Source organism: Brevundimonas sp. BAL450 (genome assembly GCF_015767455.1).
Taxonomy (GTDB): domain Bacteria; phylum Pseudomonadota; class Alphaproteobacteria; order Caulobacterales; family Caulobacteraceae; genus Brevundimonas; species Brevundimonas abyssalis.
This window is the reverse complement of record NZ_JADWOW010000060.1, coordinates 24204-47574: the sequence shown is the minus strand read 5'-3', so window position 1 is coordinate 47574 and position 23371 is coordinate 24204. Positions and strand designations below refer to the sequence as shown.

Sequence of the window (23371 nt, the reverse complement as noted above, 5' to 3'; positions counted from 1 at the left end):
TCTACAGCCTCGCGAAGGTGTCGCAGGCGGCGGGGTCGCCCGAGTCATAGCCCCGCCGCAGCCACTCCATGCGCTGGGCCGAGGTGCCGTGGGTGAAGCTCTCCGGGCTGGCCCGGCCGCCGGACAGGCGGTCGTCGCCGATAGCCGAGGCGGCGGTCATGCCTTCTTCAAGGCTGCCCGCCTCCAGCGCCACCGCGCCGCCCGAGACGGCGGCGGCGTTGGCCGCCCAGACGCCCGCATAGCAGTCGGCCTGAAGCTCCAGCGCCACCGAGTAACGGTTCGCCTCGCCTTCCGAACGAGCCCGGCTCTGGGCCTGGCGCACCTGATCCGAGGCGCCCGTCAGGGTCTGGACGTGGTGGCCGATCTCGTGGGCGATCACATAGGCCTTGGCGAAGTCCCCGCCGGCGCCCAGCTGCTCGCTCATCACCTGCCAGAAGCCCAGGTCCAGATAGACCGTCCGGTCCGCCGGGCAGTAGAACGGCCCCATCGCCGCCTGGCCGTATCCGCACCCGTCGGTTGACGTGCCCTGTTCGTACAGAACGAAGCCCGGCGCCTGATAGCCCGGCATCTGCGACGCCCAGACGTCGTTGACGTTGGTGCCGATGACGTCGACGAACAGGCCTGCCTCGTCCTCGGGCGTGCCGACCTCGCCGCGTTCGGCCTGGCCCAGCCCGCCCAGCTGGCCGGCCACCTGGGTGGTGACCTGGGGGTCGATGCCGAACACCAGATAAACGATGATCCCCAGCACGGCCGCGCCGATGCCGCCGCCGGCGACCCCCGCGCCCATGCCGCGCCGGTCCTCGATGCCGCCGCCCCGCCGTCCGCCTCTCCAGCGCATGCGCCGTCTCCCATCCTGCCGATGCCGTTCAAGCTATGCCGGAACGCAGCACGAAGGGAAGGGATGCCTCACCCCTCCCAGCCCGCCTCGAAGGGAAAGCGGCGGGGCCAGAAGTCCGCCAGTTCGGGCAGGGCGTCCACGCGGCGGACCACCTGGCTCATCTTCGGCGCCTCGGCATGGAAGCGCCGCCGTCGGGGCGTCCAGCGGCTGGCCACCGCCACATAGAGATCCAGCACCGTCAGATGGTCGCCCAGGATGAAGTCGCCGGGCTGCACCTGGGCGTCCATCACGGCCCAGCAGGCGGCGATGCGCGCGGCGGTGCGGTTCCGCACGATCGCCTGCATCGCCTCGTCGTCGCCCACCAGCCTCGAGGGCTCGTCGCGCACCCAGAACATGGAATAGATCGCGGCGGGGATGAAGCTCATCCAGCGCAGGAACTGGGCCCGGCGCGGGTCGTCCGGCGCGGGCGCCAGCCTCGCCTCGGGATGGTTGTCGGCCAGCCAGATCAGGATGGCGGCGCTTTCAGTGATGGTCTCTCCGTCCGGCGTGATCAGGGCCGGGATCTGGCGCATGGGATTGACCGGGGCCACCCGATCCCGTTGCGCCTCGCCCTCCCAGGTCGGCGCCTCCACCACCTCATGATCGATGCCGAGCAGCGTCAGGGCCGCCTCCACCGGGACCGAACCGGAGCCGGCGGCGCCGTAGACGGTGAAACTCATCCCCAGGTTCCTCCCCATCAAATCCGCGCCGACACACCAGATATGGGGGCTGCGGAAAAAGTGATCGCAATATAGCCGTATTCTGACTTGGCGCCGGGCGGCCGGGCCATCATGGTGAAGACCGCTCCGCCGCCCGAGTCGCATTCGAGAATACCATGAACGCCATCACCCCGATCCGTTCCGATCTGCCCGGTCTGCTGACCGCCTCAGCCGCCTACAAGCCGTTCCGCTATCCGTGGGCGTTCGACATGTGGAAGAAGCAGCAGCAGGTCCACTGGATGCCCGAAGAGGTGCCGCTGGGCGAGGACTGCAAGGACTGGGCGACCCGGCTGGACGACGGCGAGCGCAACCTGCTGACCCAGATCTTCCGCTTCTTCACCCAAGCGGACATCGAGGTGCAGGACAACTACATGGAGCGCTACGGCCGGGTCTTCAAACCGACCGAAGTGAAGATGATGCTGGCCTCCTTCGCCAACATGGAGACCATCCACATCGCGGCCTACGCCCTGCTGCTCGAGACCATCGGCATGCCCGAGAGCGAGTTCGGCGCCTTCATGGAATACGAGGCCATGAAGGACAAGCACGACTACATGGGCCAGTTCGGGGTCGACACTGACGCCGACATCGCCCGCACCCTGGCCATGTTCGGAGGCTTCTCCGAAGGGCTGCAGCTGTTCGCCAGCTTCGCCATGCTGATGAACTTCCCGCGCTTCAACAAGATGAAGGGCATGGGCCAGATCGTCAGCTGGTCGGTGCGCGACGAGAGCCTGCACTGCGAGGGCATCATCAAGCTGTACCACGCCTTCAACCATGAGACCGGCGCGGTGACCAGGGCCGTGGCCGACGACATCGTCGACTGCTGCAAGACCGTGGTGGACATGGAGGACAAGTTCATCGACCTGGCCTTCGAGACCGGGCCGGTGCAGGGCATGACCCCGGACGACATCAAGAAATACATCCGCTTCATCGCCGACTGGCGCCTGCGCCAGCTCAAGCTGCCCGAGGTCTACGGCGCGACCGAGAACCCCCTGCCGTGGCTGCAGTCGATGCTGTCGGGGGTCGAGCACGCCAATTTCTTCGAGGCCCGCGCCACGGAATACTCCAAGGCCGCCACCAAGGGCGCCTGGCACGGCGCCGAGGGCGTCTGGGACTCCTTCGACGCCCTGATGAAGAAGCGCACGGAAGGCGCGGAGGTCTAGAGCCTGATTTAGGCCTGGACCCGCTCCAGCCGGGCGACGAAGAAGCCGTCCAGGCCCCCGTGCTCGCTCCACATGGACGGCAGGATGCGCAACCAGCCCTCGCTGGCCAAGGCTTCGGGCGGCGCGCCCACGGCGGCCGGGTCGGCGGGGGCAAGGCTGAAGTCGGTGTGGCGGCGCAAGAAGGCGATGATCTGGCTCTCGCCCTCCTCGCGCTCCAGCGAACAGACGCAATAGACCATCCGTCCGCCGGGCTTCACCCGTGCAGCGGCGGCGTCCAGCAGGCGATGCTGCACATCCGCCAGATCGGCCACGTCGGCGGGGCGCGTGCGGCGCAGGGCCTCGGGATTGCGGCGATAGGTGCCGGTGGCGGTGCACGGCGCATCCAGCAGCACGGCGTCGAAGGTCCGCGCATCCTCCCAGTCCTCGGCCGGAACGGCGACCGCCTCGGCGGTCAGGCCGGTGCGCTCAAGGTTCTGGGTCAGGCGGCGCAGGCGCGACTCTGACCGATCCAGCGCCGTGACCGCGGCGCCCGCCGCGGCCAGCTGCAGGGTCTTGCCCCCCGGCGCGGCGCACATATCCAGCGCGCTCTCGCCCGGCTTCACGTCCAGCAGGCGGGCCGGCACGGCGGCGGCGGCGTCCTGGATCCACCAGCTTCCGTCGGCGAAGCCCGGCCATTCGGCGATGTCGCCGCGCCGGGTCGTCCGCACCGAACCGCCGGGCAGGACCACGCCCTCCAGCGCCTCGGCCAGAGCGGGAGCGTCCGCGCCGGGCTTCAGGCTCAGGTCCGTGGCCGGCTCGACCCGTCCAGCCTCGGCCAGGGCGATCAAGGTGTCCACGCCAAAGGCCGCCCGCCAGCGGGCGGCGATCCAGTCGGGCAGATTGGCTTCGGCGGCGGTCTTGTCCGGCCCGTCCCGGCCGATGCCGCGCAGCACCGCATTGACCAGACCCTTGTAGGGCCGCGTCTTGACGTCCCGCTCGGCCAGCTTCACTGCGCTGGACACCGCCGCGAAGTCCGGCGTGTTCAGCACCATGGTCTGGGCCAAAGCCACGCGCAGGATGGTGCGCACCGCCAGCGGCGGACCCTTCTTCAGGCGGCGGTCGAGGATGGCGTCGATCTCGCCCAGACGACGCAGGGCGGCCATGGCCACGGCCCGGGCGAAGGCGCGATCCTGGGGCGACAGGCCCTTGAGCTCGCGGAAGTTCAGCGCCTCGTCCATGCCGCCGCGCCGCTCCAGCGCCGCGTTCAGCAGCACGCCGGCGGCGATGCGGGCCTCGATGCCCGCCTCGTTCGTTTCACTCAAACCGTCACCTGCGTGCCCATCTCGACCACGCGGCCGGCGGGGATATGGAAGAAGTCCGTGGGATTGGCGGCGTTTCGCATCAGGAACACATACAGCTTGTCCTGCCAGTGCGGCATGTTCTTGCCCGGCGCGGGGGCCACGGAGCGGCGGCCCAGGAAGAAGCTGGTCGACATGATGTCGAACTTCAGCCCCTGCTTGCGGCACAGGCCCAGGGCCTTGGGCACATTGGGGCTCTCCATGAAGCCGTAGTTGATGGTCAGGCGCTTGAAGTCGTCGTTGATGATCTCGATCTCGACCCGCTTCTCCTTGGACACGCGCGGGCGGTCCTGGGTGCGCACCGTCAGGATGATGTTCTTCTCGTGCAGCACCTTGTTGTGCTTGAGATTATGCATCAGGGCCACCGGCGCCACGTCCGGGTCCGAGGTCAGGAAGATGGCCGTGCCGGGCGCCCGGTACGGCGGTCGGGCGCCCAGCATCTCGATCAGGTCCGCCATGGGCAGGCTGTCCTTGCGGGCCTTGTCGGTCAGCAGGCGGGTGCCCCGGGTCCAGGTCCACATGACCATGACGATGGCGCCGCCGATGGCCAGGGGCGCCCAGGCGCCGTCGGGGATCTTCATCAGGTTCGAGCCGAAGAAGGCGATGTCGATGATCAGGAACGGGGTCAGGGCCAGGATGCTGACCAGCAGGCTGCGCTTCCACATGTAACGCACGATGAAGAAGGCCAGCAGGCTGTCCACGAACATGGCGCCGGTGACCGCCACGCCGTAGGCGCCCGCCAGCTGGGAGGAGGTGGGGAACATGGCCAGCAGCAGCAGCACCCCGGCCAGCATCATCATGTTCACCGACGGCACGAAGATCTGGCCGGCCTGGGTCTCGGACGTGCGGCGGATGTTCATGCGCGGCAGCAGACCCAGCTGGACCGCCTGCTGGGTGATGGAGAAGGCGCCGGTGATCACCGCCTGGCTGGCGATGATGGTGGCCAGGGTGGCCATGATCAGGATCGGCCAGTAGGCCGCCTGGGGCACCATCATCCAGAACAGGTTCTCGACGGCGGCGGGATGGGACAGGGCCAGGGCGCCCTGTCCGAGATAATTCAGCATCAGGCAGGGCAGGACGAACACCAGCCATCCGGCGCGGATGGGCGCCTTCCCGAAGTGACCCATGTCCGTATAGAGCGCCTCGGCGCCGGTCACCGCGAGGAACACGCTGCCGAGGATGATGAACCCGAGGAAGCCGTTGTCGATCAGGAACAGGATTCCGTAGTGGGGTGAAATGCCCCTGAGGATCGAGACGTCGTCGAAGATGTGCATGATCCCCAGACCCGCGAGGATCAGGAACCAGACGGCGGTGATGGGCCCGAAGGCCTTGGCCAGTCCGGCGGTGCCGCGCGACTGGACCATGAACAGGGCGATCAGGATGCCTGCGGTGATGGGCAGGACGAAGGGCGTGAGAATACGGCCCACGCCGGGCGCCTCGCGCAGCCCCTCCACCGCCGACAGAACCGACACCGCCGGGGTCAGCACGCCGTCGGCGTAGAACAGGGCCGCCCCGCACAGGCCCAGGAAGAAGATCAGCGTCGAACGTCGACCCAACGCCCGCTGGGCCAGCGACATCAGCGACAGGGTGCCGCCTTCGCCCTTGTTGTCCGCCCGCATCAGGAAGATGACGTACTTGACCGTCACCACCAGGATCAGGGCCCAGAAGATCAGGGACAGCACGCCGAGCACCGCCATCTCGGGCGCGCCCGAGGTGCGGGCGAGGGATTCGCGCATGGCGTAGAGCGGGCTGGTGCCGATATCGCCGAACACCACGCCGATGGCGCCCACGGTCAGGGCGAGCAGAGGGCCGCGCCCGTGGCCGGAGCCGTGCGATGTCGAATGTTCGGAAGCGCCGTCTGGCGTGGGCGAAGCGGCGGGGGAGGCGCCGTTTTCGCCGGGAACAGTCCCAGCCATTCAATGATCCTCCGGCGTCGCGGCGGCGACAGCCATCAAAGCGGCGGGGCTTTACGCCCTTTACGCACGGGGTTCAATCGCGGAGGGGCAATTTTTGTTGCGCCGCACAACGGCGCGGGTTTGTGAAACCGGGCTTTCCCCCCTATCTGTTTGGACGGAGCCGGACCATGTCAGACAGCCAGAGATTTCCCGTCGCCGCCCACACCCTGGCCTATCTGGCGCACAAGGGGGCCTTCGACGCGGCCGCCGCCGCGCCGTCCTCGATCCTCGCGGCCTCCATCCCCACCAATCCGGTGGTCATCCGCCGGGTCACGGCCATGCTGGCCCGGGCCGGGCTGATCGCCACCCGTCCGGGCTCCGGCGGCGGCGCCTGGCTGACGCGTCAGCCCGAAACCATCACCCTGGACATGGTGCTCAAGGCCGTGAACGGCTGCGCCCATCTGGGCTCGCCACCCGCCGGGGCCAAAGGCTGCCCCGTAGGCCAGCACATTCCCCGTCAGGTGGCCAAGGCCCTGACTGCGGCCGAGGACGCGGCGGCCCACGCCCTGTCGCGCATCACCATCGCCGACCTGCTGGCCCAGAACCCGCCGTCCCTGGCCGGCATCCGGCTGCCCACTGCGTGAGCGCCCCGACCCCGCGCCCCATGATGTTGATCACCGGCGCCTCGGCCGGGCTGGGCGAAGGCTTCGCGCGCCTGTATGCGGCCCATGGCTGGGACCTGGCCCTGACCGCCCGCCGGGCCGAACGGCTGGAGGCCATCGCCGCCGAGCTGCGCGCCCGCCACGGCGCCCAGGTCCTGACCATCCCGCTGGATCTGGCCGAGCCCGGCGCCCCCGACCGTCTGGTCGATGCTGTGGAGGCCGAGGGCCGCCATGTGGACGGTCTGATCAACAATGCGGGCTACAGCCTGACGGGCGGCTTCCTGAGCCTTTCGCCAGCGCAGCACGCGGGCATGCTGGCGGTGATGGCCACGGCCCCCGTCGCCCTGTCCCGCCGGGTCGCGCCGGGCATGGCGCAGCGCCGCTTCGGCCGCATCCTCAATGTGGCCTCCCTGGCCGGCTTCCTGCCCGCCACCGGCGGCGACACCCTGTACGGTCCGCTCAAGAGCTTCCTCATCAAGGCGTCCCAGGGCCTGCATCTGGAGCTGAAGCGGACCGGGGTGCACGTCACCGTCCTGTGCCCCGGCTACACCCTGACCGAGTTCCACGACGCCAACGGCTCACGCGACGCGGTCAGCCGCGCCTATCCTCGCTGGATGTGGATGGACGCCGAACCGGTCATCCGGGCGGGCTACGAGGCCTGCGAGGCCAACCGGCCGGTGGTGATCCCCGGCGCCTTCAACCGCTTCATGTCCATCGCCGCGCGCGTCACCCCCACGGGCTGGGCGCTGAAAATGGCCGACAAGCACGCCCGGCGTCTTCAGCGCCTGCCTCAGACCGGCGGCGGCGGGCCGAACCTGCCGGCCTGATAATCCTGCACCGCCTGGATGATCTCCTCGCGGGTGTTCATCACGAACGGGCCGTGGGCGAAGACCGGCTCGCCGATGGGCGCGGCATGGCCCAGCAGGACCACGGCGTCGCTGGAGGCCTCGATACGCACCGCGTCGCCGTCATCGTTCAGCGCAGCCAGATGCCAGGCGGGAACCGGAGCCCCGCCCACGGACACGTCGCCGCGCACCACATAGAGAAAGACGTTGCGGTCCGGCGCGACCGGCGTTTCCAGACGTCCGCCCGCCTTCAGGCGCACAACCGCCATCTGGATGTCGATCAGGGACTGGATCGGCGCCTCGGTCCCGGCCCAGCGGCCCGAGACCGCCTCGACGGTGACCCGGCCGTCATCCAGCGCGACCTTGGGAATGTCGGCGGCCTGCAGCCCCACATAGTTGGGCGCCGTCATCTTCAGCCGTGACGGCAGGTTCACCCACAGTTGCAGGATCTCCATGGGCCCGCCGTCGCGCTTGAAGCTGGCGGGGGACAGCTCGGCGTGGATCAGGCCGGAGCCGGCCGTCATCCACTGCACCCCGCCCGGCCCGATGATGCTCTCACCGCCGCCGCTGTCCGCGTGCGACAGCTCGCCCTCCAGAATGAAGGTGACGGTCTCGAAGCCCCGGTGCGGGTGCGGCCCGAACGGCAGGCCCCGGTTGTTCGGCGGATAGGTCTGGGGCCCGTGATGGTTCAGGAACAGGAACGGATCCACCTGCGGCAGGTCCGGTCCCGGCAAGGGGCGACGGGTGATCAGATCGCCGATGTCGTCCCGCTGGGCGGGATGCAGGCGGGCGACGGTGCGGGATGTGAGCGCGGTCATCCGCCACAGATAATGTGACGGATGCGTTCTGACCAGATCGGCGTGGTTTAGCGTCCGGCCTTGCGGCGGGCGTAGCGGGCGTCACGGGCCGCCTTCTGCTCGGCCTTGGTGAGGGCCTTGCGCTCCTTGCGGGCGCCGCGGCGTTCGGCGTCGACGGCCTCCTGGGCTTCCTGCGCCTCCGCCTCGCGGGCGGCGGCCTTCTCGGCGGCCAGACGCTTCTTCTCGGCCTTTTCCGCCTCGTGCTGGGCCCGGATGGCTTCCTTCTCGGCGGCGCGCTTGGCGGCCAGCTTGTCGAACTCGGGGTCCGGCTGGGCGGGCTTGGGCTTGAAGCCTTCCAGAAGCGCCTTCTTGCGGGCCTGCTGGGCCGCGATGCGGTCGGTGAAGCCGGTTTGTTTGAGGTCTCTCATGCGGAGCGGGAATGTCCAGTGCTGCGTGCGGCGCAGCCGGGGCGGCGCTCAAGGAGAAGCGGGCTAACGCGGAATTGGGGCGATAATCAAGACGCGGCGCAAGAAACCCTCAGGCGCCGGCCTTTTGCGCAAAGCCCCAGGCGGCCTCCGACAGAGGATGAACCTGCGCAGCGGTGGCCACCGCCTGGGGGCTGGAGGCGGTGCCGTCGCGCACCCGCCCGGCGATGCCCTGACAAATGGCCGCCAGCCGGAACAGGTTGTAGGCCATCAGCCAGTCCAGATTGTCGGGCCGCATGCCGGTGGTCGCCGCATAGCGATCCACCGTCTCCTCCACCGTCGGAATGCCCAGCGCCTTCAGGTCCGCGCCGCCCACGCCGTTGCGCTGGCTGGCGGGAATGACCCAGCCGATCAGATAGTAGGACAGGTCCGCCATGGGGTCGCCCAGGGTCGACAGCTCCCAGTCCAGCACCGCCAGAACCTCGGGCCGGTCCGGCGCCAGAATCATGTTGTCCAGCCGCCAGTCGCCGTGGACGATCCGCGCGGGGCTCTCCGGCGGCAGGCTGTCGGGCAGGAAGGCCATCAGCCGGTCCATGGCGGGAATGGCCTCGGTCTCCGACGCCGCATACTGTTTGGACCACCGCCCCACCTGCCGGGCGAAGTAGTTGCCGGGCCGGCCGTAGTCGCCAAGGCCCGCCGCCTCGGGATCGATGGCGTGCAGCCGGGCCAGGGTGTCCGTCTGGGCCTCATAGATCGCCCGCCGCTGATCGGGCTCCATGCCCGGCAGCTTCAGGTCCCACAGGATGCGGCCCACCACCTTGTCCATCACATAGAACATGGAGCCGATGACCTCCGCGTCCTCGCACAGGGCGTAAGGCCGGGCGACGGGAAAGCCCTGCCTGGCCAGGGCCGAGATGACCCGGAACTCCCGGTCCACCGCATGGGCCGAAGGCAGCAGATTCCCCGGCGGCTTGCGCCGCAGCACATAGGTCCGCCCCGGCGTGACCAGCTCATAGGTGGGGTTCGACTGCCCGCCCTTGAACTGGTTGACGGTCAGCGGACCGGCGTAGTCCGCAACATGCGCCGCCATCCAGCGCTCCAGCGCGTCCACGTCAAAGGCGTGGCGGGGATCGACGGGGCGGGTGCCGGCGAAGGCGGCCTGGGGATCGGGCGTTTCCATACTCATCTTCTTTTCTTGGGATCAGGCGGCGGCGATGGCGGCGCGGACCGCCTTGTTCCAGCCGGTCAGGAGGCGGTCGCGGTCTTCCGGCTTCATGCGGGGCGTCCAGCAGGCAGGCGCCTCGCCCGAGGCCCGGGGCAGGTCGGCGGTCAGGCCGCAGCCCAGCGCCGCCAGCCGCGCGGCGCCCAGGGCCGTCATCTCCTGAAAGGCGGGGCGCTCCACCGTCACTTCGCAGATGTCGGCGACGAACTGCATGGCGAAGGCGTTGGCGGTGACCCCGCCGTCCACCTTCAGCACCGCCGGGCGCGGCGAGCCGTCGACGGCCAGGGCGTCCAGCAGATCGCGGGTCTGATAGGCCAGCGACTCCAGGCCCGCCCGCACCACATGGGCCGGGCCGGTCCCGCGCGACAGCCCGGTGATGGCCCCGCGCGCCTCGGCGTTCCACCACGGCGCGCCCAGCCCCGTGAAGCCGGGCACAAGATAGACCCCGCCGTTGTCGCTCAGGGACTGGGCCACCCCTTCGGAATCCCGTGACGCCCCGATCAGCCCCATCTGATCCCGCAGCCACTGGATCGTCGATCCGGCCGAGAAGATCGCGCCCTCCAGCGCATAGGCGGTGCGTCCGCCGACCCGATAGCCCAGGGTCGTCAACAGTCGATTGGCGGAGGCCACCGGCGTGTCGCCCGTGTTGACCACCAGAAAGGCCCCGGTGCCGTAGGTGATCTTGGCCTCGCCCGCCTCCAGCGCCCCGTGGCCCACCAGCGCCGCCTGCTGGTCCCCCGCGCATCCGGCGATGGGCAGGGCCTGGCCGAACAGGCTGGGTTCGCTTTCGCCCAGCACCTCGGCGCAGCCGCGGATTTCGGGCAGGGCGGCCGCCGGAACCCGGAACAGGTCGCACAGGTCATCGCGCCACTGCACCGTCTTCAGGTCCATCAGCAGGGTGCGCGAGGCGTTGGAGGCGTCGGTGACGAAGCTGCGCCCGCCGGTCAGGTTCCAGATCAGCCAGGCGTCGATGGTGCCCAGACACAGCTCGCCCGCCTCGGCCCGGTCCCGGGCGCCGGGAACCGCGTCCAGCAGCCAGGCGAATTTGGTCGCCGAGAAATAGGGGTCCAGCACCAGTCCCGTGGCCGCCTGCACCATGGCCTCATGGCCCGCCTCCCGCAGGCTCGCGGCCACGTCGGCGGTGCGCCGGTCCTGCCAGACCACGGCCCGGTGCAGCGGCTCGCCGGTCTTGCGGTCCCACAGCACCGCCGTCTCGCGCTGGTTGGTGATGCCGATGGCCGAAAACCGCGCCGCGCCGCCCGCCTTGCGGATCACCTCGCGGCAGGTCTGCAGGGTCGCGCGCCAGATTTCGGCGGCGTCGTGCTCGACCCAGCCCGATTGCGGGAAATGCTGGGCCAGCTCGATCTGGCTGACGGCCACCGGCCGCACCGCGTCCTCCACCGCCCCCTCGAAGGCGATGGCGCGGGTGGAGGTGGTGCCCTGGTCAATGGCGAGGATCAGTCCGCTCATGGAAGCCACCTTAGCGATGATCCGCGCGTTACGCTAAGTGAGGTTCATGGCCGATTCCGCTCCCTCCTTCGAAGGCGTCCTCGACGCCGCCCGCCAGATCGCTCCCGCCGCCGTGCGCACGCCCCTGATCGAGCACCCCGCCCTCAACGACCGGGTCGGAGGGCGCGTGCTGCTGAAGGCCGAGACCCTGCAGGTGGCCGGCAGCTTCAAGTTCCGCGGCGCCTGTAACCGCATCAGCCGCCTGACCGACGAGGAGAAAGCCCGGGGCGTCGTGGCCTATTCCTCGGGCAACCACGCCCAGGGGGTCGCGGCGGCCGCCCGCGCGGTGGGAACCCGCGCCCTGATCGTCATGCCGTCCGATTCCCCCGCCGTGAAGGTGGAGGGGGTGCGGGCGTTCGGCGGCGAGGTTCGGCTCTACGACCGCTGGACCGAAAGCCGCGAGGCCATCGGCGCCGAGATCGCCCGGGAGCGGGGCGCGGTGCTGGTGCCGCCCTTCGACGACCCCTTCGTCATCGAGGGACAGGGGACCACGGCGCTGGAGATTCTCGATCAGGCGGAGTCCCTGGGCGCGGGACCGCTGAATCAACTGTTGTGCGGCGCATCGGGCGGCGGCCTTCTGGCGGGAATCAACCTTGTCATGGAGGCCCGGAGCCCGGAGACCCGCGTCGTGGTGGTGGAGCCCGCCGGCTTCGACGACCACGGCCGCTCCCTGGCCCAGGGCGCCCGCGCCACCCACGGCGAGGCGACCCCCTCCATCTGCGACGCCCTCATGGCGCCCATGCCGGGCGAACTGACCTTCCCCATCAATCAGCGCCGGGTGCAGGACGCCCTGACCGTCACCGACGCCGAGGTGGCCGAGGCCATGCGTTTCGCCTTCCGCTGGCTGAAACTGGTGGTGGAGCCCGGCGGCGCGGTGTCCCTTGCCGCGCTTCTGGCGGGCCGGATTCCCGCCGCAGACCGCACCACCGTGGTCATGCTGACCGGCGGCAATGTGGACCCGGCGCTCTATTCCGCCATTATCGAGAACCGTTTTCCCGGAGACACGCCATGACGCCCATCGCCCCGTCCGCCCTGTCCGGCCTCATCGGAACCGAGGTGGGCGTCTCGGACTGGATCACCGTTGATCAGGCCCGCATCGACGCCTTCGCCGACATCACCGAGGACCGCCAGTTCATCCATGTGGACCCGGAGAGGGCGAAAGCCACGCCCTTCGGCGGAACCATCGCCCACGGCTTCCTGACCCTGTCGCTGCTGTCGCGCATGTCCTTCGACGGCGTGGCCCCGCTGGAGGGCGTGGTGATGGGCGTCAACTATGGATTCGACAAGGTCCGTTTCCTCGCCCCCGTGCCGTCCGGCGCGCGGGTCCGCGCCCGGTTCAAGCTGCTCGCAGCCGAGGACAAGGGCGGCGGCCGCTGGCTGCTGAAACACGAGGTCACCGTCGAGATCGAAGGCGGCGACAAGCCCGCCCTCATCGCCGAATGGCTGGGCATGCAGATGGTGGGCTAGCCCGCCGCCCTGAACGACGCCAGCCGCGCATCCAGACCCGCCCGCACCGCCGGCCATTCGTCGGCGAGGACCGAGTAGATCACGGAGCTGCGGACCCGGCCCGTCCAGGTGACCAGGTGGTTTCTCAGGATCCCTTCCTCCACCGCCCCGAGTTTGGTCATGGCGGCGCGGCTCCGGCTGTTGATGGCGTCGACCTGGAAGGCGACCCGCCCGACGCCGCAGGCGAAGGCGTGATCCAGCAGCAGGCGCTTGGCGGCCGGGTTGACGACGCCGCCGCGCGCCGAGGGTCGATAGTAGGTCGTGCCGATCTCCACCGCCCCGTCCACGGGCCGAATGTCCATGAAGGTGCTGAGGCCGACAACCTCGCCGCCATGGATCACGGCGAACGGAATGCGCGATCCCGCCCGCTGCTGAGCCCGCAAGGTCTCCCAGCCGGCGTCAAACCGGTCACCGCCCAGCGAGGTGTAGTAGAACGTCGGCCAGAGCTCCGGGTCGGCGTCGCAGGCCGCGCGCAGGGGCTCCTTGTGATGGTCCTCGAAGGGCTCGAGCCGGACGAAACGGTTCTCCAGCACCGCCGTCCGGAGGTTCATTCCCCCAGACACCTCAGCGCCACTTCCAGATTCTTCAGCCCGTCCTGGCCGGTGACGGCGGGGGGCTCGCCGGTGCGGATGGCGTGGACGAGGGCCTCCAGCTCCAGCTTCAGCGGCTCGGCGGGCCAGCTGTTCAGCATGCGGGTGGAGTAGGAGCCGTCGGCCTGCTGGCCGAAATACTCGGTCACCTGACGGGTGATCAGGTCCGCCACCACGAACTTGCCCCGCGTGGCCACCTGCAGGGTGCGGGTCTTGTAGGGGGTGAGCCAGTTGGTGGTGATGTGGGCGATGACCCCGTTCTCCAGCCGGAACTGCAGCAAGGCCGTGTCCTCGCGCTCGGCGCGGGTGCGCGCCAGCTGGGGCTGGACCTCGGTGATCTCCGAGCCGGTCAGGTGGCGAATGATGTCGATGTCGTGCACCGCCAGGTCGATGACCACGCCCACCTCGCCCATGCGCGGCGGGAAGGGGCCCACCCGCGTCACCTGGATGGAGATGACGTCCTCGTCGGCGATGGCCCGGCGCACGGTCTCCACCGCCGGATTGAAGCGCTCCACATGGCCCACCATCAGCACCCGGCCGTTCGCCTTGGCCGCGTCGATCATGCGCTGGGCGTCCTGGACCGTCGGCGCGATGGGTTTCTCCACCAGCACATGGACGCCCTTTTCCAGCAGGGCCACGCCCAGGTCGGCATGGAAGCGGTTGGGCGTCGCCACCACGGCGCAGTCCAGCCCGGCGTCCACGAAGGCCTCGGCGGTGGTCACCGCCTCGGCACCGTACAGGTCCGCCACGCCCTGGCCCGTCACGGCGTCGGGATCGAAGATGGTGGTCAGGTCCACGTCGCGGACCTCGGCCAGGACGCGGGCGTGGTTGCGGCCCATGACGCCGACGCCGGCGACGCCGGCCTTGAGGGTCTGGAGAGCGGACTGGGGCATGGTCTGGCCTTGGCTGAAAACTCTGTGCGCCTCCTAACAAGCGAGAGCTCCGCGCGCCACGCCCGACCGCTCAACTCCGGTTGCGGCTTGCTACGCGTTAACCTTTTTCACTAGGGTGCCCGCCAGGAGCTTTGGGAGGGCTGAAAGATGGATTACGGCGTCCTGCCGGTGATCCTGTGCGGCGGGTCCGGCTCGCGTCTGTGGCCCCTGTCCACCGCCGATCGGCCCAAGCCGTTCCATCCCATCGCGGGTGACGAAACCCTGCTGCAGGCCACGGTGCGCCGGCTCCGACCCTCGCCCGCCGCGCCGTTCCTGGCCCCGGTCATCGTCTGCGCCGCCGCCCATGAGGATCTGGTGCGGGCCCAGCTGCGCGCCATCGGGGTGCGCCCGGCCATGGTTCTGGTGGAGGCCGAGCCCGGCGGCACGGCCTTGGCCACGGCCTGCGCCGTCCGGGCGGCCATGGAGATCGCGCCGGAGGCCAAGGTCCTGATCGCCCCCGCCGACCACCACATCAGCGACGCCCAGGGCTTTCGCGCCGCCGTCATGGCCGCCGCCGGGGGCGCGGGCGACGATCTCGTGCTGTTCTCGGCCCGGCCGGAGTCTCCCGAGACCGGCTACGGCTACATGCGGCGAGGCCGGGCCCTGCCCGGCGGCCTCCACCTTATCGAGCGGTTCATCGAAAAGCCCGCGCTGGAGACGGCGACGGCCATGATCGCCGAGGGCGGCTGGGGCTGGAACATGGGGCTGTTCCTGGGCCGTCCGGCCGCCTTTCAGGACCAGATCGCCCGCCACGCGCCGACGGTCGCCGCCCGCGCCGGGGTCGCCTGGTCCGGCGCCGAAAGACGCGGATCGCGCCTTGCGCTGGCCGCCGCGTCCGGCCCGGCCATCTCCCTGGACCGGGCGGTGATCGAGCACAGCGACCGGCTGGCCATGACGGCCTGCGACGTGGGCTGGCGCGACGTGGGCTGCTGGAGCGCCCTGTGGTCCGCCGCGAGCCGCGACCCGGCCGACAACCATCTGCAGGGGTCCGCCACGGTGGTGGAGTCCTCCGGCTGTCTGGTCTGGAGCGGCGGCGGCGCTCCGGTGGCGGTCATCGGCATGACCGACGTGGTGGTGGTCTCCACCCCCAGCGGCGTGCTGGTCATGCCCCGGGCCCGCGCCCAGGAGGTAGGGGCCTTGTCCACAGCCCTGCCCGTTCGGGTCTTTAATTCCGCTGTCGATGAATTAGGGTCTGCGTCCGAACAGGGAGCACCCCATGATCTTCACCGACCGCCGCTGGACCTCCGATGAACTGAGCCTCTACGCCCGCGACTATGCGGGCGCCGAGGGGCCCGCGCGCCTGCCGGTGATCGCCATCCACGGCCTGACCCGCAACAGCGCCGATTTCGGGACCATCGCCCCCCTGATCGCCGCCACGGGCCGCCGGGTGCTGGCGCTGGACGTGCGCGGTCGCGGGCGGTCGGACCGCGCCGCCGATCCCATGACCTATCAGCCGCCGGTCTATGCGAAGGACGTCCTCGCCTTGCTGGACCAGGCGGGCATAGGGCGAGCGGTGTTCCTGGGCACCTCCATGGGCGGTCTGATCACCATGGCCCTGACCGCCGCGGCGCCCGAGCGCGTCGCCGCCTCCATCCTCAACGACATCGGGCCGGAAGTGGCCCCCGAGGGCCTCGCCCGCATCGCCGCCTACACCGGCCAGAAGGTGGAGATCCGCAACTGGCAGGACGCCGCCGACTACGCCCGGAGCACCAACGGCGCAGCCCTGCCGCACTACGGCCCGGACGACTGGATGGCCTTCGCGCGTCGTGTGTTCCGCGAGGGGCCGGACGGGGCTCCGGTGCTGGACTACGACCCCGACATCACCGTCCCCATGCGCGCGGCGGGCAAGGACGCCCTTGTCCCCGACCTGTGGCCCGCCTTCCGCCATCTGGCGCAGGGCCGCAAGCTCATGCTGGTGCGCGGCGCCACGTCGGACCTGCTCAGCCCCGACATCGCGGGCCGCATGCGCGAGGCCGCCCCGCACATGAAATTCGTGGAGGTCCCCGGCGTCGGCCACGCCCCCATGCTTGACGAACCGGCGGCGCGCGACGCCATCCTGGGCTTCCTCGCGGACGCGCCCTGAGCGCTCACACAACTGTGTCCGGGGTTCGCCGCCCTGCGGTTGACCCCAAGCGTCGCCGTGGCACGGTCGCGGGGTCGGGGATCAGAGGATAGGAGGCCGCCGTGGCCCACAAGTTCGAAATCTACAAGGACAAGGCCGGAGAGTTCCGCGTCCGCTTCAAGTACAATTCCGAAGTCATGTTCTCCACCGAGGGTTACACCTCCAGGGCCTCGGCCGAAAACGCCATCGAGTCCATCAAGAAGAACGGCCCGGGCGCCCCGGTCGAGGACAACAGCTAGTCCGGCTCGCGCTCGCCCACTTCGGCCGGGCGCACCGCCAGAATCCAGCCGTCGGCGATGTGCAGTTCGGGCGTCGCCTCAAGGGTGAAGGGCAGGTACCAGGTCTGGCCGCCCTCCGCCGGCGTGATCTCCAGCATGTCCGAGGCGCCGAAATTCTGCACCGCCTTGATGCGTCCGAGCACGCGGCCGTCCGGGTCGCGCGCCTCCAGCCCGATCAGGTCGGTGACATAGACCTCGTCCTCGTCCGGCGCGGGAAAGCGCTCGCGCGGCACGAAGAGCTTCAGGCCGCGCAGGGCGTCGGCCTGTTCCTTGGTCTCGATCTCCTTCGCCCGGCCGATCACCGCGCCCTTGGCGGCGCGCGCCGTGGTCAGGGTCAGGCCCACCGAGCCGTCGGCGCGCAGCAGCGGGCCATAGGCCTTCAGCGCCAGGGGGTCGGCGGTGAAGGCGGTCACCCGCACCTCGCCCCGCACCCCGAAGCCCCCGGCCACCTGGCCCACGAGGATGAGTTTTGCGTCGGACATCATCCAGAACTCCGCTCACCCCGGCGAAGGCCGGGATCCAGATCGTAAGGCGCCCGCCGGAAACGGAAAGGAGCAGCGCCTCGGTGGGAAACGCTGCTCCTGACTTCTCCGGACCCCGGCCTGCGCCGGGGAGGACGGCCGATTAGGCCTCGGTCTTTTCCTCGGTCGCCTCTTCGGCGGCGGGGGCCTCCTCGGCGGCCGGAGCCTCTTCAGCCGCGGCTTCAGCCGGAGCGGCTTCCTCAGCAGCAGGGGCCTCGGCGGCGGGCTCTTCGGCGGCCGGGGCTTCTTCTTCCTTGGGCGCGGCGGCGGCGGCTTCAGCGGCGGCCTTGGCCTCTTCCTTGGCGGCGGCTTCGGCCTCGGCGCGGTCGGTTTCGCGCTGGGCGCGCTCGGCGGCGCGCTCCTGGGCCTTCTTGCCCGGCTTGGCGCGGTTCGGGTTGTTGCCCTGGGTCCAGGTGACCTGGCCGGCGAGGGCCTCGTCCTGGCTCAGGAAGCGGGCCACGCGGTCGGTGGGCTGGGCGCCCTTCTTGAGCCATTCCGAGATGCGGTCGGCCTTCAGCTTCACGCGGGGCTCGGCGTGGTCCTTGGGCAGCATGGGGTTGTAGCTGCCCACGCGCTCGATGAACTTGCCGTCGCGCGGCGAGTGGGAGTCGGCCACCACGATGTGATAGTAGGGGCGCTTCTTGGCGCCGCCGCGGCTCAGACGAATCTTCAGCATTTTCAGTCTCTTTCGTTAGAAGTCGTTATTTCTTCGGAGGGAATCCGGGAAGGCCGGGAAGCCCGCCGGGGGGAAGGTCGGGGCCGCCGGGCGCACCCAGGCCCGGCAGCATCGATTTCAGTTTCTCGGGGTCGGGAGGCGGCAGCTTGCCGCCGCCCATGGCCTGCAGCCGGGCCATGTCCTGGCCGCCGCCCCCCATGCCCATCATGGCGGCCATTTTCTGGAGGTTCTTGCCGCCGCCCTTGGACAGCGCCTTGACCGCGTCGGCCATCTGGCGGTGCTGCTTCAGCAGGCGGTTGATCTCCTGCACCTCGACCCCGGCGCCCGCCGCGATGCGGCGCTTGCGGCTGGCGTTCAGCACGTCCGGCTTCTTGCGCTCGGCCTTGGTCATGGAGCTGATGATGGCTTCCTGACGCGAGATCATCTTGTCGTCGATGTTCGCATTGGCCATCTGGGCCTTCATCTTGGCGGCGCCGGGCAGCATGCCCATGATGCCCTGCAGCCCGCCCATGCGCTTCATCTGCGCCAGCTGGCCGGCCAGATCGTCCAGATCGAACTGACCTTTGGCCAGTTTTTTGGCCATCTTCTCGGCCTTGACCTGGTCCAGCTCCTCGGAGGCCTTCTCCACCAGGGCCACGATGTCGCCCTGGCCCAGGATGCGTCCGGCCACGCGGCGGGCGTCGAACACCTCCAGCGCATCGACCTTCTCGCCGGCGCCCAGATATTTGATCGGCAGGCCGGTGACCGCCCGCATGGACAGCATGGCGCCGCCGCGGCCGTCGCCGTCCGCGCGGGTCAGGATCAGGCCGGTCAGGGGCAGGCGCTCGTGGAAGGCCCGGGCGGTGCGCACCGCGTCCTGGCCGGTCAGGCTGTCGGCCACCAGAATGGTCTCGACGGGCCTGGAGATGGCCGCGACCTCGGCCGCCTCGGCCATCATGGCCTCGTCCAGGGTGGTGCGTCCGGCCGTGTCCAGGATCAGGACGTCGAAGCCCTGCAGCTTGGCCGCCTGCAGCGCGCGCCGGGTGATCTGGACCGCGCTCTCGCCCTTGACGATGGGCAGGGTGGCCACGTCGATCTGCTTGCCGAGGGTCTCCAGCTGCTCCATGGCCGCCGGACGCCGGGTGTCCAGCGAGGCCATCATGACCTTCTTGCGCTCGGTCTTGGTCAGCTTCAGCGCCAGCTTGGCCGACGTCGTGGTCTTGCCGGAGCCCTGCAGGCCGCTCATCAGGATGACGGCCGGCGGCGTGGCGTTCAGGTTCAGCGGAACCGGCTCTTCGCCGCCCAGCATCTCGATCAGGCCGTCGTGGACGATCTTGATGACCTGGTCGGCCGGCTTGACCGAGCGGATCACGTCCTCGCCCTGGGCCCGCTCCGAGGCGAAGGCGATGAAGTCCTTGACCACGGGCAGGGCCACGTCGGCCTCGAGCAGGGCCACGCGCACCTCGCGCATGGCCTCGGCGATGTCCTTTTCGGACAGGGCGCCGCGACCGGTGATCCGGTCGAAGACGCCTGTCAGCCGCTCGTTCAGAGCCTCGAACATTCACAAACCTCGTTTGGCGATGAACCAGGCCCCATAGAGAAACGGCCTCTGGCGACGATCACGTCGGCAGAGGGTTCTCGCCATCCTCGTCCGCATCCTTTTGCGCTATCGCTCGGCTCGCGGAGCCTCGCTGCCTGAGCGCGGGATCGGGGTCGTGATGGTGGAGACGCGAAGGTTCACTTGCGCCGGAAGTGGCGGCTTATGCGTGATTTCCCGCCATTTGTCGAATCGGGATCAATCTCACGCACAAACCGTTTCAGGTGGGCAAAATTCGGTCTGGTTCTATCGCCATCGCCGCCCCTTTGGGGTCAGACTGTGCGCCTCCCCGAGCTTTCAGGACACACCATGACGCCCACCGCCGCCGCCGACGAGACCCTGCGTGACGAAATCCGCCTCCTGGGCGCGATGCTCGGCGAGGTCATCAAGGGCGAGGGCGGGCAGGCGCTTTACGACCGCATCGAGGCGGTGCGTCAGGCCTCGGTCGCCTATCACCGGGACGACGACGGCGACGCCGAGGCGCTGGAGGCCCTGCTCAAGGACATCGATCTGGATCAGGCGGTGGGTCTGGCCCACGGCTTCGCGGCCTTCTCCCTGCTGGCCAACATCGCCGAGGACCGGGCCGGCAAGCGCCGCGCTCTCGATCAGGCCGAGGCCGCCGCGCGGCCCGACACCCCCGCCGGGGCTCTCAAGCGCCTGTCCGACCAGGGCGTGGGCGTGGGCGAGATCCGCGATCTGCTGTCCCAGGCCCTGATCTCGCCGGTGCTGACCGCCCACCCGTCGGAGGTGCGCCGCAAGAGCGTCATCGACCGCATCGCCGGGGTCAGCGATCTGCTGGACGCCTGCGACAAGGGCGGGGCCGCCTGCGACATCGAACAGCGCAACGCGGGCCTGCGCCGCCAGATCGTCATCCTGTGGGCCACCCGTCTGGTGCGCCAGAGCCGGCTGGTGGTGCAGGACGAGATCAACACCGTGGTGTCCTTCCTGGAGCGGGTGTTCCTGAACGTGGCGCCCGAGCGTCTGCACGCCTGGCGCGACCTGCTGGAGGCCCCGGACCTCAAGCCCTTCCTGAAGATCGGCAGCTGGGTCGGCGGCGACCGGGACGGCAATCCCAACGTCAACGCCGATGTGCTGACCGCCGCCTTCCGCACCCAGTCCCGCGCCGTGCTGGCCCACTACATGGATCAGGTGCACGCCCTGGGCGCCGAGCTCAGCCTGTCCGGCGCCCTGGCCCGCATCAGCCCGGAGATGAAGGCCCTGGCCGAGGGGTCCGGCGACACCTCCGCCCACCGCGCCGACGAGCCCTATCGCAAGGCGCTCAGCCACATCTACGCCCGGCTGTCGGCCACCTTCCCGCTGCTGACCCGGGTTCAGGCCCCCCGTCCCGCCCGCTTCGAGGCCCCGCCCTATGAGGGCCCCGCCGGGTTCCGCGCCGATCTTCAGGTGCTGCACGCCTCCCTGACCGAGAACCACGGCGCGGTGTTCGCCGACGACTCGCTCAACCGCCTGATCACCAACGTGGACGTGTTCGGCTTCCACATGGCCACCGTGGACCTGCGCCAGAACTCCGACGTGCACGAGCGCGTGGTGGCCGACCTGCTCAAGGTGGCCGGGGTCTGCGCCGACTATCTGGCCCTGGATGAGGAGGGCCGCCTCGCCCTGCTGGCCGCCGAACTGAAATCCGCTCGTCCGCTGTTCTCTCCGTATGCGGAGTATGACGACGAAACCCTCAAGGAGCGGGCCATTCTGGCCGCGGCGGGCGAAGCCCTGCGGCTCTACGGCCCCAATGCGGTCCGCACCCACATCGTGTCCAAGACCACCTCGGCCTCGGACATGCTGGAAGTCTATCTGCTGCTCAAGGAGGTGGGCCTGTACCGGCCCGAGGCGCCGGAGGAATGCCCCATCCAGGCCGCGCCCCTGTTCGAGACCATCGAGGATCTGCGCGCCTCACAGCCGACGCTGGAGCGCCTTCTGGCCGAACCGTCGGCCCGCGCCGTCGCCCGGGCGCGCGGCGTTCAGGAAGTGATGATCGGCTATTCGGATTCCAACAAGGACGGCTCCTACCTGACCTCCACCTGGGAGCTGCACGAGGCCTCGCGCGCCCTGCTGGACGTGACCCAGGCGGCGGGCCTGAAGCTGCAACTGTTCCACGGCCGCGGCGGCACCGTCGGCCGGGGCGGCGGCTCGTCCTTCGCGGGCGTGCTGGCCCAGCCCCAGGGCACCGTGGCCGGCCGCATCCGCATCACCGAACAGGGCGAGGTCATCGCCAACAAGTACGGCGAGCCCGAGGTGGCGGCCCGCAATCTGGACGCCCTGACCTGCGGCGTTCTGCTGAACTCCCTGCGTCCGCCCGCCGACGACAGCCTGACCGGCCGCCACGGCGACTCCATGCGGACCCTGTCGCGCGCCTCCATGGCCGCCTACCGGGCCGTGGTCTACGACACCCCCGGCTTCGTGGACTATTTCCGCGCCGCCACCCCCATCGCCGAGATCGCCGACCTCAAGATCGGATCGCGCCCTGCGTCCCGCTCCACCTCCACCGCCATCGAGGACCTGCGCGCCATTCCCTGGGTGTTCAGCTGGTCCCAGTCGCGGGTCATGCTGCCCGGCTGGTTCGGCTTCGGTTCGGCGGTGAAGTCGGCCGATATGGAAGAGCTCCGCGCCATGGCGGCGGACTGGCCCTTCTTCAGGACCCTGGTCCAGAACCTGGAGATGGTGCTGGCCAAGGCCGACATGTCCATCGCCCGCCGCTACGCCTCGCTGGTGCCGGACAAGGCGCTGGCCATGCGGGTGTTCGGCGCCATCCAGTCCGAGCACGACCGCACCCGCGACGCGGTGCTGGCCATCACCGGCCATGACGATCTGCTGGGCGGCCAGCCGGAACTGGACCGGCTGATCCGCTTGCGCATGCCCTATGTGGAGCCGTTGAACCACGTCCAGATCGAGCTGATCCGTCGCCGCCGCGCCGGGGATGACGACCCGCGCGTGCGCGAAGGCATCCTCTTGACCATCAACGGCGTGGCCGCGGGGCTGCGCAACAGCGGCTAGCTCTTGCCCGGCGACAGCGGCCAGACGTCGTTCCAGCGCGCCCTGTGCGCGTCCAGGCATTCGCAGGCGCGGGCTTCGGTGCCCGGCCGGTCGATGATGGCGATGCGGCCGCGCTTCTGCTGGATCAGGCCCAGGGCCTGCATCTCACCGGCGATCTGGCTGACGGTGGTGCGCTGGACCGCCAGCATCTGGGCCAGGAATTCCTGGGTCAGGTCGATCTCGTCGCGCCCGGCCTGATCGCAGGCCGCCACCAGCCAGCGACAGAAGCGCGCCTCGGCCCGGTGCCAGGCCCGGCACGCAACCGACTGCTGCGCCTGGTTGGCCAGACCCTCCAGATACTGGAACAGGGCGTGGCGGAACGTGGGCCGTGTGGCGACCAGGCCCAGAAAGTCCTCCAGCCCCATTTTGAGGGTGGAGCCGGACACCTGACAGATGGCCCGCGTATAGACCGGCAGGCCGGACAGGGCGGGACCGGCGCCGACCAGACCCTCGCGGCCCACCATGCCGCATTCCACCGCGTCGCCCTCGCGCAGCAGGGTCATCAGGGACACCACGCCGCTTTCCACGAAATGCAGGTGCTGGATGGTGTCGCCCGGTTCGTAGAACAGGTGGCCGCTGACCATGGCCTCGCGGGTCAGATAGGGCGACAAGGCCATGCGGTCGGCCTCGCTCAGCGAACCCAGCAGGCGGTTGGCCGTGAGCTTCTGGTTCAT

Annotated in this window: 23 protein-coding genes; 9 read left to right on the top strand and 14 right to left on the bottom strand. The window is 69.8% G+C overall.

Features of this window, described 5'->3' with window-relative positions:
• Position 1: 1 nt before the first annotated feature.
• Positions 2 to 838: a neutral zinc metallopeptidase gene (locus tag IWC96_RS13055; RefSeq protein ID WP_021697620.1), complete on the bottom strand. Its 837-nt coding sequence runs from the start codon at positions 836 to 838 to the stop codon at positions 2 to 4.
• Between the two features lie 68 nt (positions 839 to 906).
• The gene (locus IWC96_RS13050) at positions 907 to 1557 is read right to left on the bottom strand and encodes a glutathione S-transferase family protein (RefSeq protein ID WP_021697619.1); all 651 of its coding nucleotides are present in this window, start codon (positions 1555 to 1557) and stop codon (positions 907 to 909) included.
• A 155-nt stretch (positions 1558 to 1712) separates the two neighbouring features.
• Between IWC96_RS13050 and IWC96_RS13045 the strand changes: the two genes are divergently transcribed.
• Complete coding sequence (locus IWC96_RS13045; protein ID WP_021697618.1) at positions 1713 to 2756, top strand: ribonucleotide-diphosphate reductase subunit beta; 1044 nt, start codon at positions 1713 to 1715, stop codon at positions 2754 to 2756.
• Between the two features lie 8 nt (positions 2757 to 2764).
• Here IWC96_RS13045 and IWC96_RS13040 read toward each other — a convergent pair whose 3' ends face one another.
• Both IWC96_RS13040 and IWC96_RS13035 read right to left on the bottom strand, forming a co-directional pair.
• A complete protein-coding gene (locus tag IWC96_RS13040; protein ID WP_231379073.1) occupies positions 2765 to 4057 on the bottom strand; it encodes an RsmB/NOP family class I SAM-dependent RNA methyltransferase in 1293 nt (430 codons plus the stop codon).
• A complete protein-coding gene (locus IWC96_RS13035; protein WP_196839069.1) occupies positions 4054 to 6009 on the bottom strand; it encodes a potassium transporter Kup in 1956 nt (651 codons plus the stop codon). Before IWC96_RS13035 ends, IWC96_RS13040 begins: the two co-directional genes overlap by 4 nt.
• 167 nt (positions 6010 to 6176) lie before the next feature.
• Here IWC96_RS13035 and IWC96_RS13030 point away from each other — a divergent pair, with 167 nt between their 5' ends.
• Positions 6177 to 6632: an Rrf2 family transcriptional regulator gene (locus IWC96_RS13030; protein WP_021697615.1), complete on the top strand. Its 456-nt coding sequence runs from the start codon at positions 6177 to 6179 to the stop codon at positions 6630 to 6632.
• Positions 6629 to 7477: an SDR family NAD(P)-dependent oxidoreductase gene (locus tag IWC96_RS13025; RefSeq protein WP_370541143.1), complete on the top strand. Its 849-nt coding sequence runs from the start codon at positions 6629 to 6631 to the stop codon at positions 7475 to 7477. Before IWC96_RS13030 ends, IWC96_RS13025 begins: the two co-directional genes overlap by 4 nt.
• Here IWC96_RS13025 and IWC96_RS13020 read toward each other — a convergent pair.
• The 4 genes from IWC96_RS13020 to glpK all read right to left on the bottom strand — a co-directional run bounded on the left by IWC96_RS13020 (position 7441) and on the right by glpK (position 11409).
• On the bottom strand, positions 7441 to 8313 hold the full coding sequence (locus IWC96_RS13020; RefSeq protein ID WP_021697909.1) for a pirin family protein: 873 nt from the start codon (positions 8311 to 8313) through the stop codon (positions 7441 to 7443). The genes IWC96_RS13025 and IWC96_RS13020 overlap by 37 nt on opposite strands.
• A 47-nt stretch (positions 8314 to 8360) precedes the next feature.
• Positions 8361 to 8720 carry a DUF6481 family protein gene (locus tag IWC96_RS13015; RefSeq protein WP_021697910.1) on the bottom strand — a complete coding sequence of 120 codons (360 nt, stop codon included), beginning with the start codon at positions 8718 to 8720 and terminating at the stop codon, positions 8361 to 8363.
• Positions 8721 to 8829: 109 nt separating this feature from the next.
• Positions 8830 to 9903 (bottom strand): phosphotransferase family protein, encoded by a 1074-nt coding sequence (locus IWC96_RS13010; protein WP_045319183.1) that lies wholly within the window; start codon positions 9901 to 9903, stop codon positions 8830 to 8832.
• Positions 9904 to 9918: 15 nt separating this feature from the next.
• On the bottom strand, positions 9919 to 11409 hold the full coding sequence (glpK, locus tag IWC96_RS13005; RefSeq protein WP_196839068.1) for a glycerol kinase GlpK: 1491 nt from the start codon (positions 11407 to 11409) through the stop codon (positions 9919 to 9921).
• 46 nt (positions 11410 to 11455) lie between these two features.
• Between glpK and IWC96_RS13000 the strand changes: the two genes are divergently transcribed.
• Positions 11456 to 12460, top strand: a complete 1005-nt coding sequence (locus tag IWC96_RS13000; RefSeq protein WP_021697913.1) for a threonine/serine dehydratase — start codon at positions 11456 to 11458, stop codon at positions 12458 to 12460.
• Positions 12457 to 12915 carry a MaoC family dehydratase gene (locus IWC96_RS12995; protein ID WP_196839067.1) on the top strand — a complete coding sequence of 153 codons (459 nt, stop codon included), beginning with the start codon at positions 12457 to 12459 and terminating at the stop codon, positions 12913 to 12915. Before IWC96_RS13000 ends, IWC96_RS12995 begins: the two co-directional genes overlap by 4 nt.
• Here IWC96_RS12995 and IWC96_RS12990 read toward each other — a convergent pair.
• Positions 12912 to 13505 (bottom strand): GNAT family N-acetyltransferase, encoded by a 594-nt coding sequence (locus IWC96_RS12990; protein WP_021697915.1) that lies wholly within the window; start codon positions 13503 to 13505, stop codon positions 12912 to 12914. The genes IWC96_RS12995 and IWC96_RS12990 overlap by 4 nt on opposite strands.
• Positions 13502 to 14437 carry a Gfo/Idh/MocA family protein gene (locus IWC96_RS12985; protein ID WP_196839066.1) on the bottom strand — a complete coding sequence of 312 codons (936 nt, stop codon included), beginning with the start codon at positions 14435 to 14437 and terminating at the stop codon, positions 13502 to 13504. Before IWC96_RS12985 ends, IWC96_RS12990 begins: the two co-directional genes overlap by 4 nt.
• A gap of 147 nt (positions 14438 to 14584) precedes the next feature.
• Here IWC96_RS12985 and IWC96_RS12980 point away from each other — a divergent pair, with 147 nt between their 5' ends.
• The 3 genes from IWC96_RS12980 (at position 14585) to IWC96_RS12970 (ending at position 16837) form a co-directional block, all read left to right on the top strand.
• The gene (locus tag IWC96_RS12980; RefSeq protein WP_196839065.1) at positions 14585 to 15727 is read left to right on the top strand and encodes a mannose-1-phosphate guanylyltransferase; all 1143 of its coding nucleotides are present in this window, start codon (positions 14585 to 14587) and stop codon (positions 15725 to 15727) included.
• Positions 15693 to 16559, top strand: coding sequence for an alpha/beta fold hydrolase (locus IWC96_RS12975; RefSeq protein WP_021697918.1), 867 nt, complete (start codon positions 15693 to 15695; stop codon positions 16557 to 16559). Before IWC96_RS12980 ends, IWC96_RS12975 begins: the two co-directional genes overlap by 35 nt.
• 101 nt (positions 16560 to 16660) lie before the next feature.
• Positions 16661 to 16837 (top strand): YegP family protein, encoded by a 177-nt coding sequence (locus IWC96_RS12970; protein WP_021697919.1) that lies wholly within the window; start codon positions 16661 to 16663, stop codon positions 16835 to 16837.
• On the opposite strand, the gene rimM is transcribed toward IWC96_RS12970, so the two are convergent.
• From rimM to ffh, 3 genes are all read right to left on the bottom strand, one after another.
• The gene (gene rimM / locus IWC96_RS12965) at positions 16834 to 17361 is read right to left on the bottom strand and encodes a ribosome maturation factor RimM (RefSeq protein WP_021697920.1); all 528 of its coding nucleotides are present in this window, start codon (positions 17359 to 17361) and stop codon (positions 16834 to 16836) included. The two genes, IWC96_RS12970 and rimM, sit on opposite strands and share 4 nt — an antisense overlap.
• Positions 17362 to 17500: 139 nt before the next feature.
• Positions 17501 to 18073, bottom strand: coding sequence for a 30S ribosomal protein S16 (rpsP, locus tag IWC96_RS12960; protein WP_021697921.1), 573 nt, complete (start codon positions 18071 to 18073; stop codon positions 17501 to 17503).
• A gap of 25 nt (positions 18074 to 18098) precedes the next feature.
• Entirely contained in the window at positions 18099 to 19613 is a 1515-nt protein-coding gene (gene ffh, locus IWC96_RS12955; RefSeq protein WP_021697922.1) for a signal recognition particle protein, read from the bottom strand.
• A gap of 345 nt (positions 19614 to 19958) precedes the next feature.
• Here ffh and ppc point away from each other — a divergent pair, with 345 nt between their 5' ends.
• Complete coding sequence (gene ppc / locus IWC96_RS12950; RefSeq protein ID WP_021697923.1) at positions 19959 to 22658, top strand: phosphoenolpyruvate carboxylase; 2700 nt, start codon at positions 19959 to 19961, stop codon at positions 22656 to 22658.
• On the opposite strand, the gene IWC96_RS12945 is transcribed toward ppc, so the two are convergent.
• Entirely contained in the window at positions 22655 to 23371 is a 717-nt protein-coding gene (locus IWC96_RS12945; protein WP_196839064.1) for a Crp/Fnr family transcriptional regulator, read from the bottom strand. The genes ppc and IWC96_RS12945 overlap by 4 nt on opposite strands.

What these genes read in the sequence shown, in the direction of transcription:
- IWC96_RS13055 (WP_021697620.1), bottom strand. Translation starts at nt 838, where the DNA reads ATGCGCTGGAGAGGCGGACGGCGGGGCGGCGGCATCGAGGACCGGCGC.
- IWC96_RS13050 (WP_021697619.1), bottom strand. Translation starts at nt 1,557, where the DNA reads ATGAGTTTCACCGTCTACGGCGCCGCCGGCTCCGGTTCGGTCCCGGTG.
- IWC96_RS13045 (WP_021697618.1), top strand. Translation starts at nt 1,713, where the DNA reads ATGAACGCCATCACCCCGATCCGTTCCGATCTGCCCGGTCTGCTGACC.
- IWC96_RS13035 (WP_196839069.1), bottom strand. Translation starts at nt 6,009, where the DNA reads ATGGCTGGGACTGTTCCCGGCGAAAACGGCGCCTCCCCCGCCGCTTCG.
- IWC96_RS13030 (WP_021697615.1), top strand. Translation starts at nt 6,177, where the DNA reads ATGTCAGACAGCCAGAGATTTCCCGTCGCCGCCCACACCCTGGCCTAT.
- IWC96_RS13020 (WP_021697909.1), bottom strand. Translation starts at nt 8,313, where the DNA reads ATGACCGCGCTCACATCCCGCACCGTCGCCCGCCTGCATCCCGCCCAG.
- IWC96_RS13015 (WP_021697910.1), bottom strand. Translation starts at nt 8,720, where the DNA reads ATGAGAGACCTCAAACAAACCGGCTTCACCGACCGCATCGCGGCCCAG.
- IWC96_RS13010 (WP_045319183.1), bottom strand. Translation starts at nt 9,903, where the DNA reads ATGAGTATGGAAACGCCCGATCCCCAGGCCGCCTTCGCCGGCACCCGC.
- glpK (WP_196839068.1), bottom strand. Translation starts at nt 11,409, where the DNA reads ATGAGCGGACTGATCCTCGCCATTGACCAGGGCACCACCTCCACCCGC.
- IWC96_RS13000 (WP_021697913.1), top strand. Translation starts at nt 11,456, where the DNA reads ATGGCCGATTCCGCTCCCTCCTTCGAAGGCGTCCTCGACGCCGCCCGC.
- IWC96_RS12995 (WP_196839067.1), top strand. Translation starts at nt 12,457, where the DNA reads ATGACGCCCATCGCCCCGTCCGCCCTGTCCGGCCTCATCGGAACCGAG.
- IWC96_RS12990 (WP_021697915.1), bottom strand. Translation starts at nt 13,505, where the DNA reads ATGAACCTCCGGACGGCGGTGCTGGAGAACCGTTTCGTCCGGCTCGAG.
- IWC96_RS12985 (WP_196839066.1), bottom strand. Translation starts at nt 14,437, where the DNA reads ATGCCCCAGTCCGCTCTCCAGACCCTCAAGGCCGGCGTCGCCGGCGTC.
- IWC96_RS12980 (WP_196839065.1), top strand. Translation starts at nt 14,585, where the DNA reads ATGGATTACGGCGTCCTGCCGGTGATCCTGTGCGGCGGGTCCGGCTCG.
- IWC96_RS12975 (WP_021697918.1), top strand. Translation starts at nt 15,693, where the DNA reads ATGATCTTCACCGACCGCCGCTGGACCTCCGATGAACTGAGCCTCTAC.
- rimM (WP_021697920.1), bottom strand. Translation starts at nt 17,361, where the DNA reads ATGATGTCCGACGCAAAACTCATCCTCGTGGGCCAGGTGGCCGGGGGC.
- rpsP (WP_021697921.1), bottom strand. Translation starts at nt 18,073, where the DNA reads ATGCTGAAGATTCGTCTGAGCCGCGGCGGCGCCAAGAAGCGCCCCTAC.
- ffh (WP_021697922.1), bottom strand. Translation starts at nt 19,613, where the DNA reads ATGTTCGAGGCTCTGAACGAGCGGCTGACAGGCGTCTTCGACCGGATC.
- ppc (WP_021697923.1), top strand. Translation starts at nt 19,959, where the DNA reads ATGACGCCCACCGCCGCCGCCGACGAGACCCTGCGTGACGAAATCCGC.
- IWC96_RS12945 (WP_196839064.1), bottom strand. Translation starts at nt 23,371, where the DNA reads ATGAACCAGAAGCTCACGGCCAACCGCCTGCTGGGTTCGCTGAGCGAG.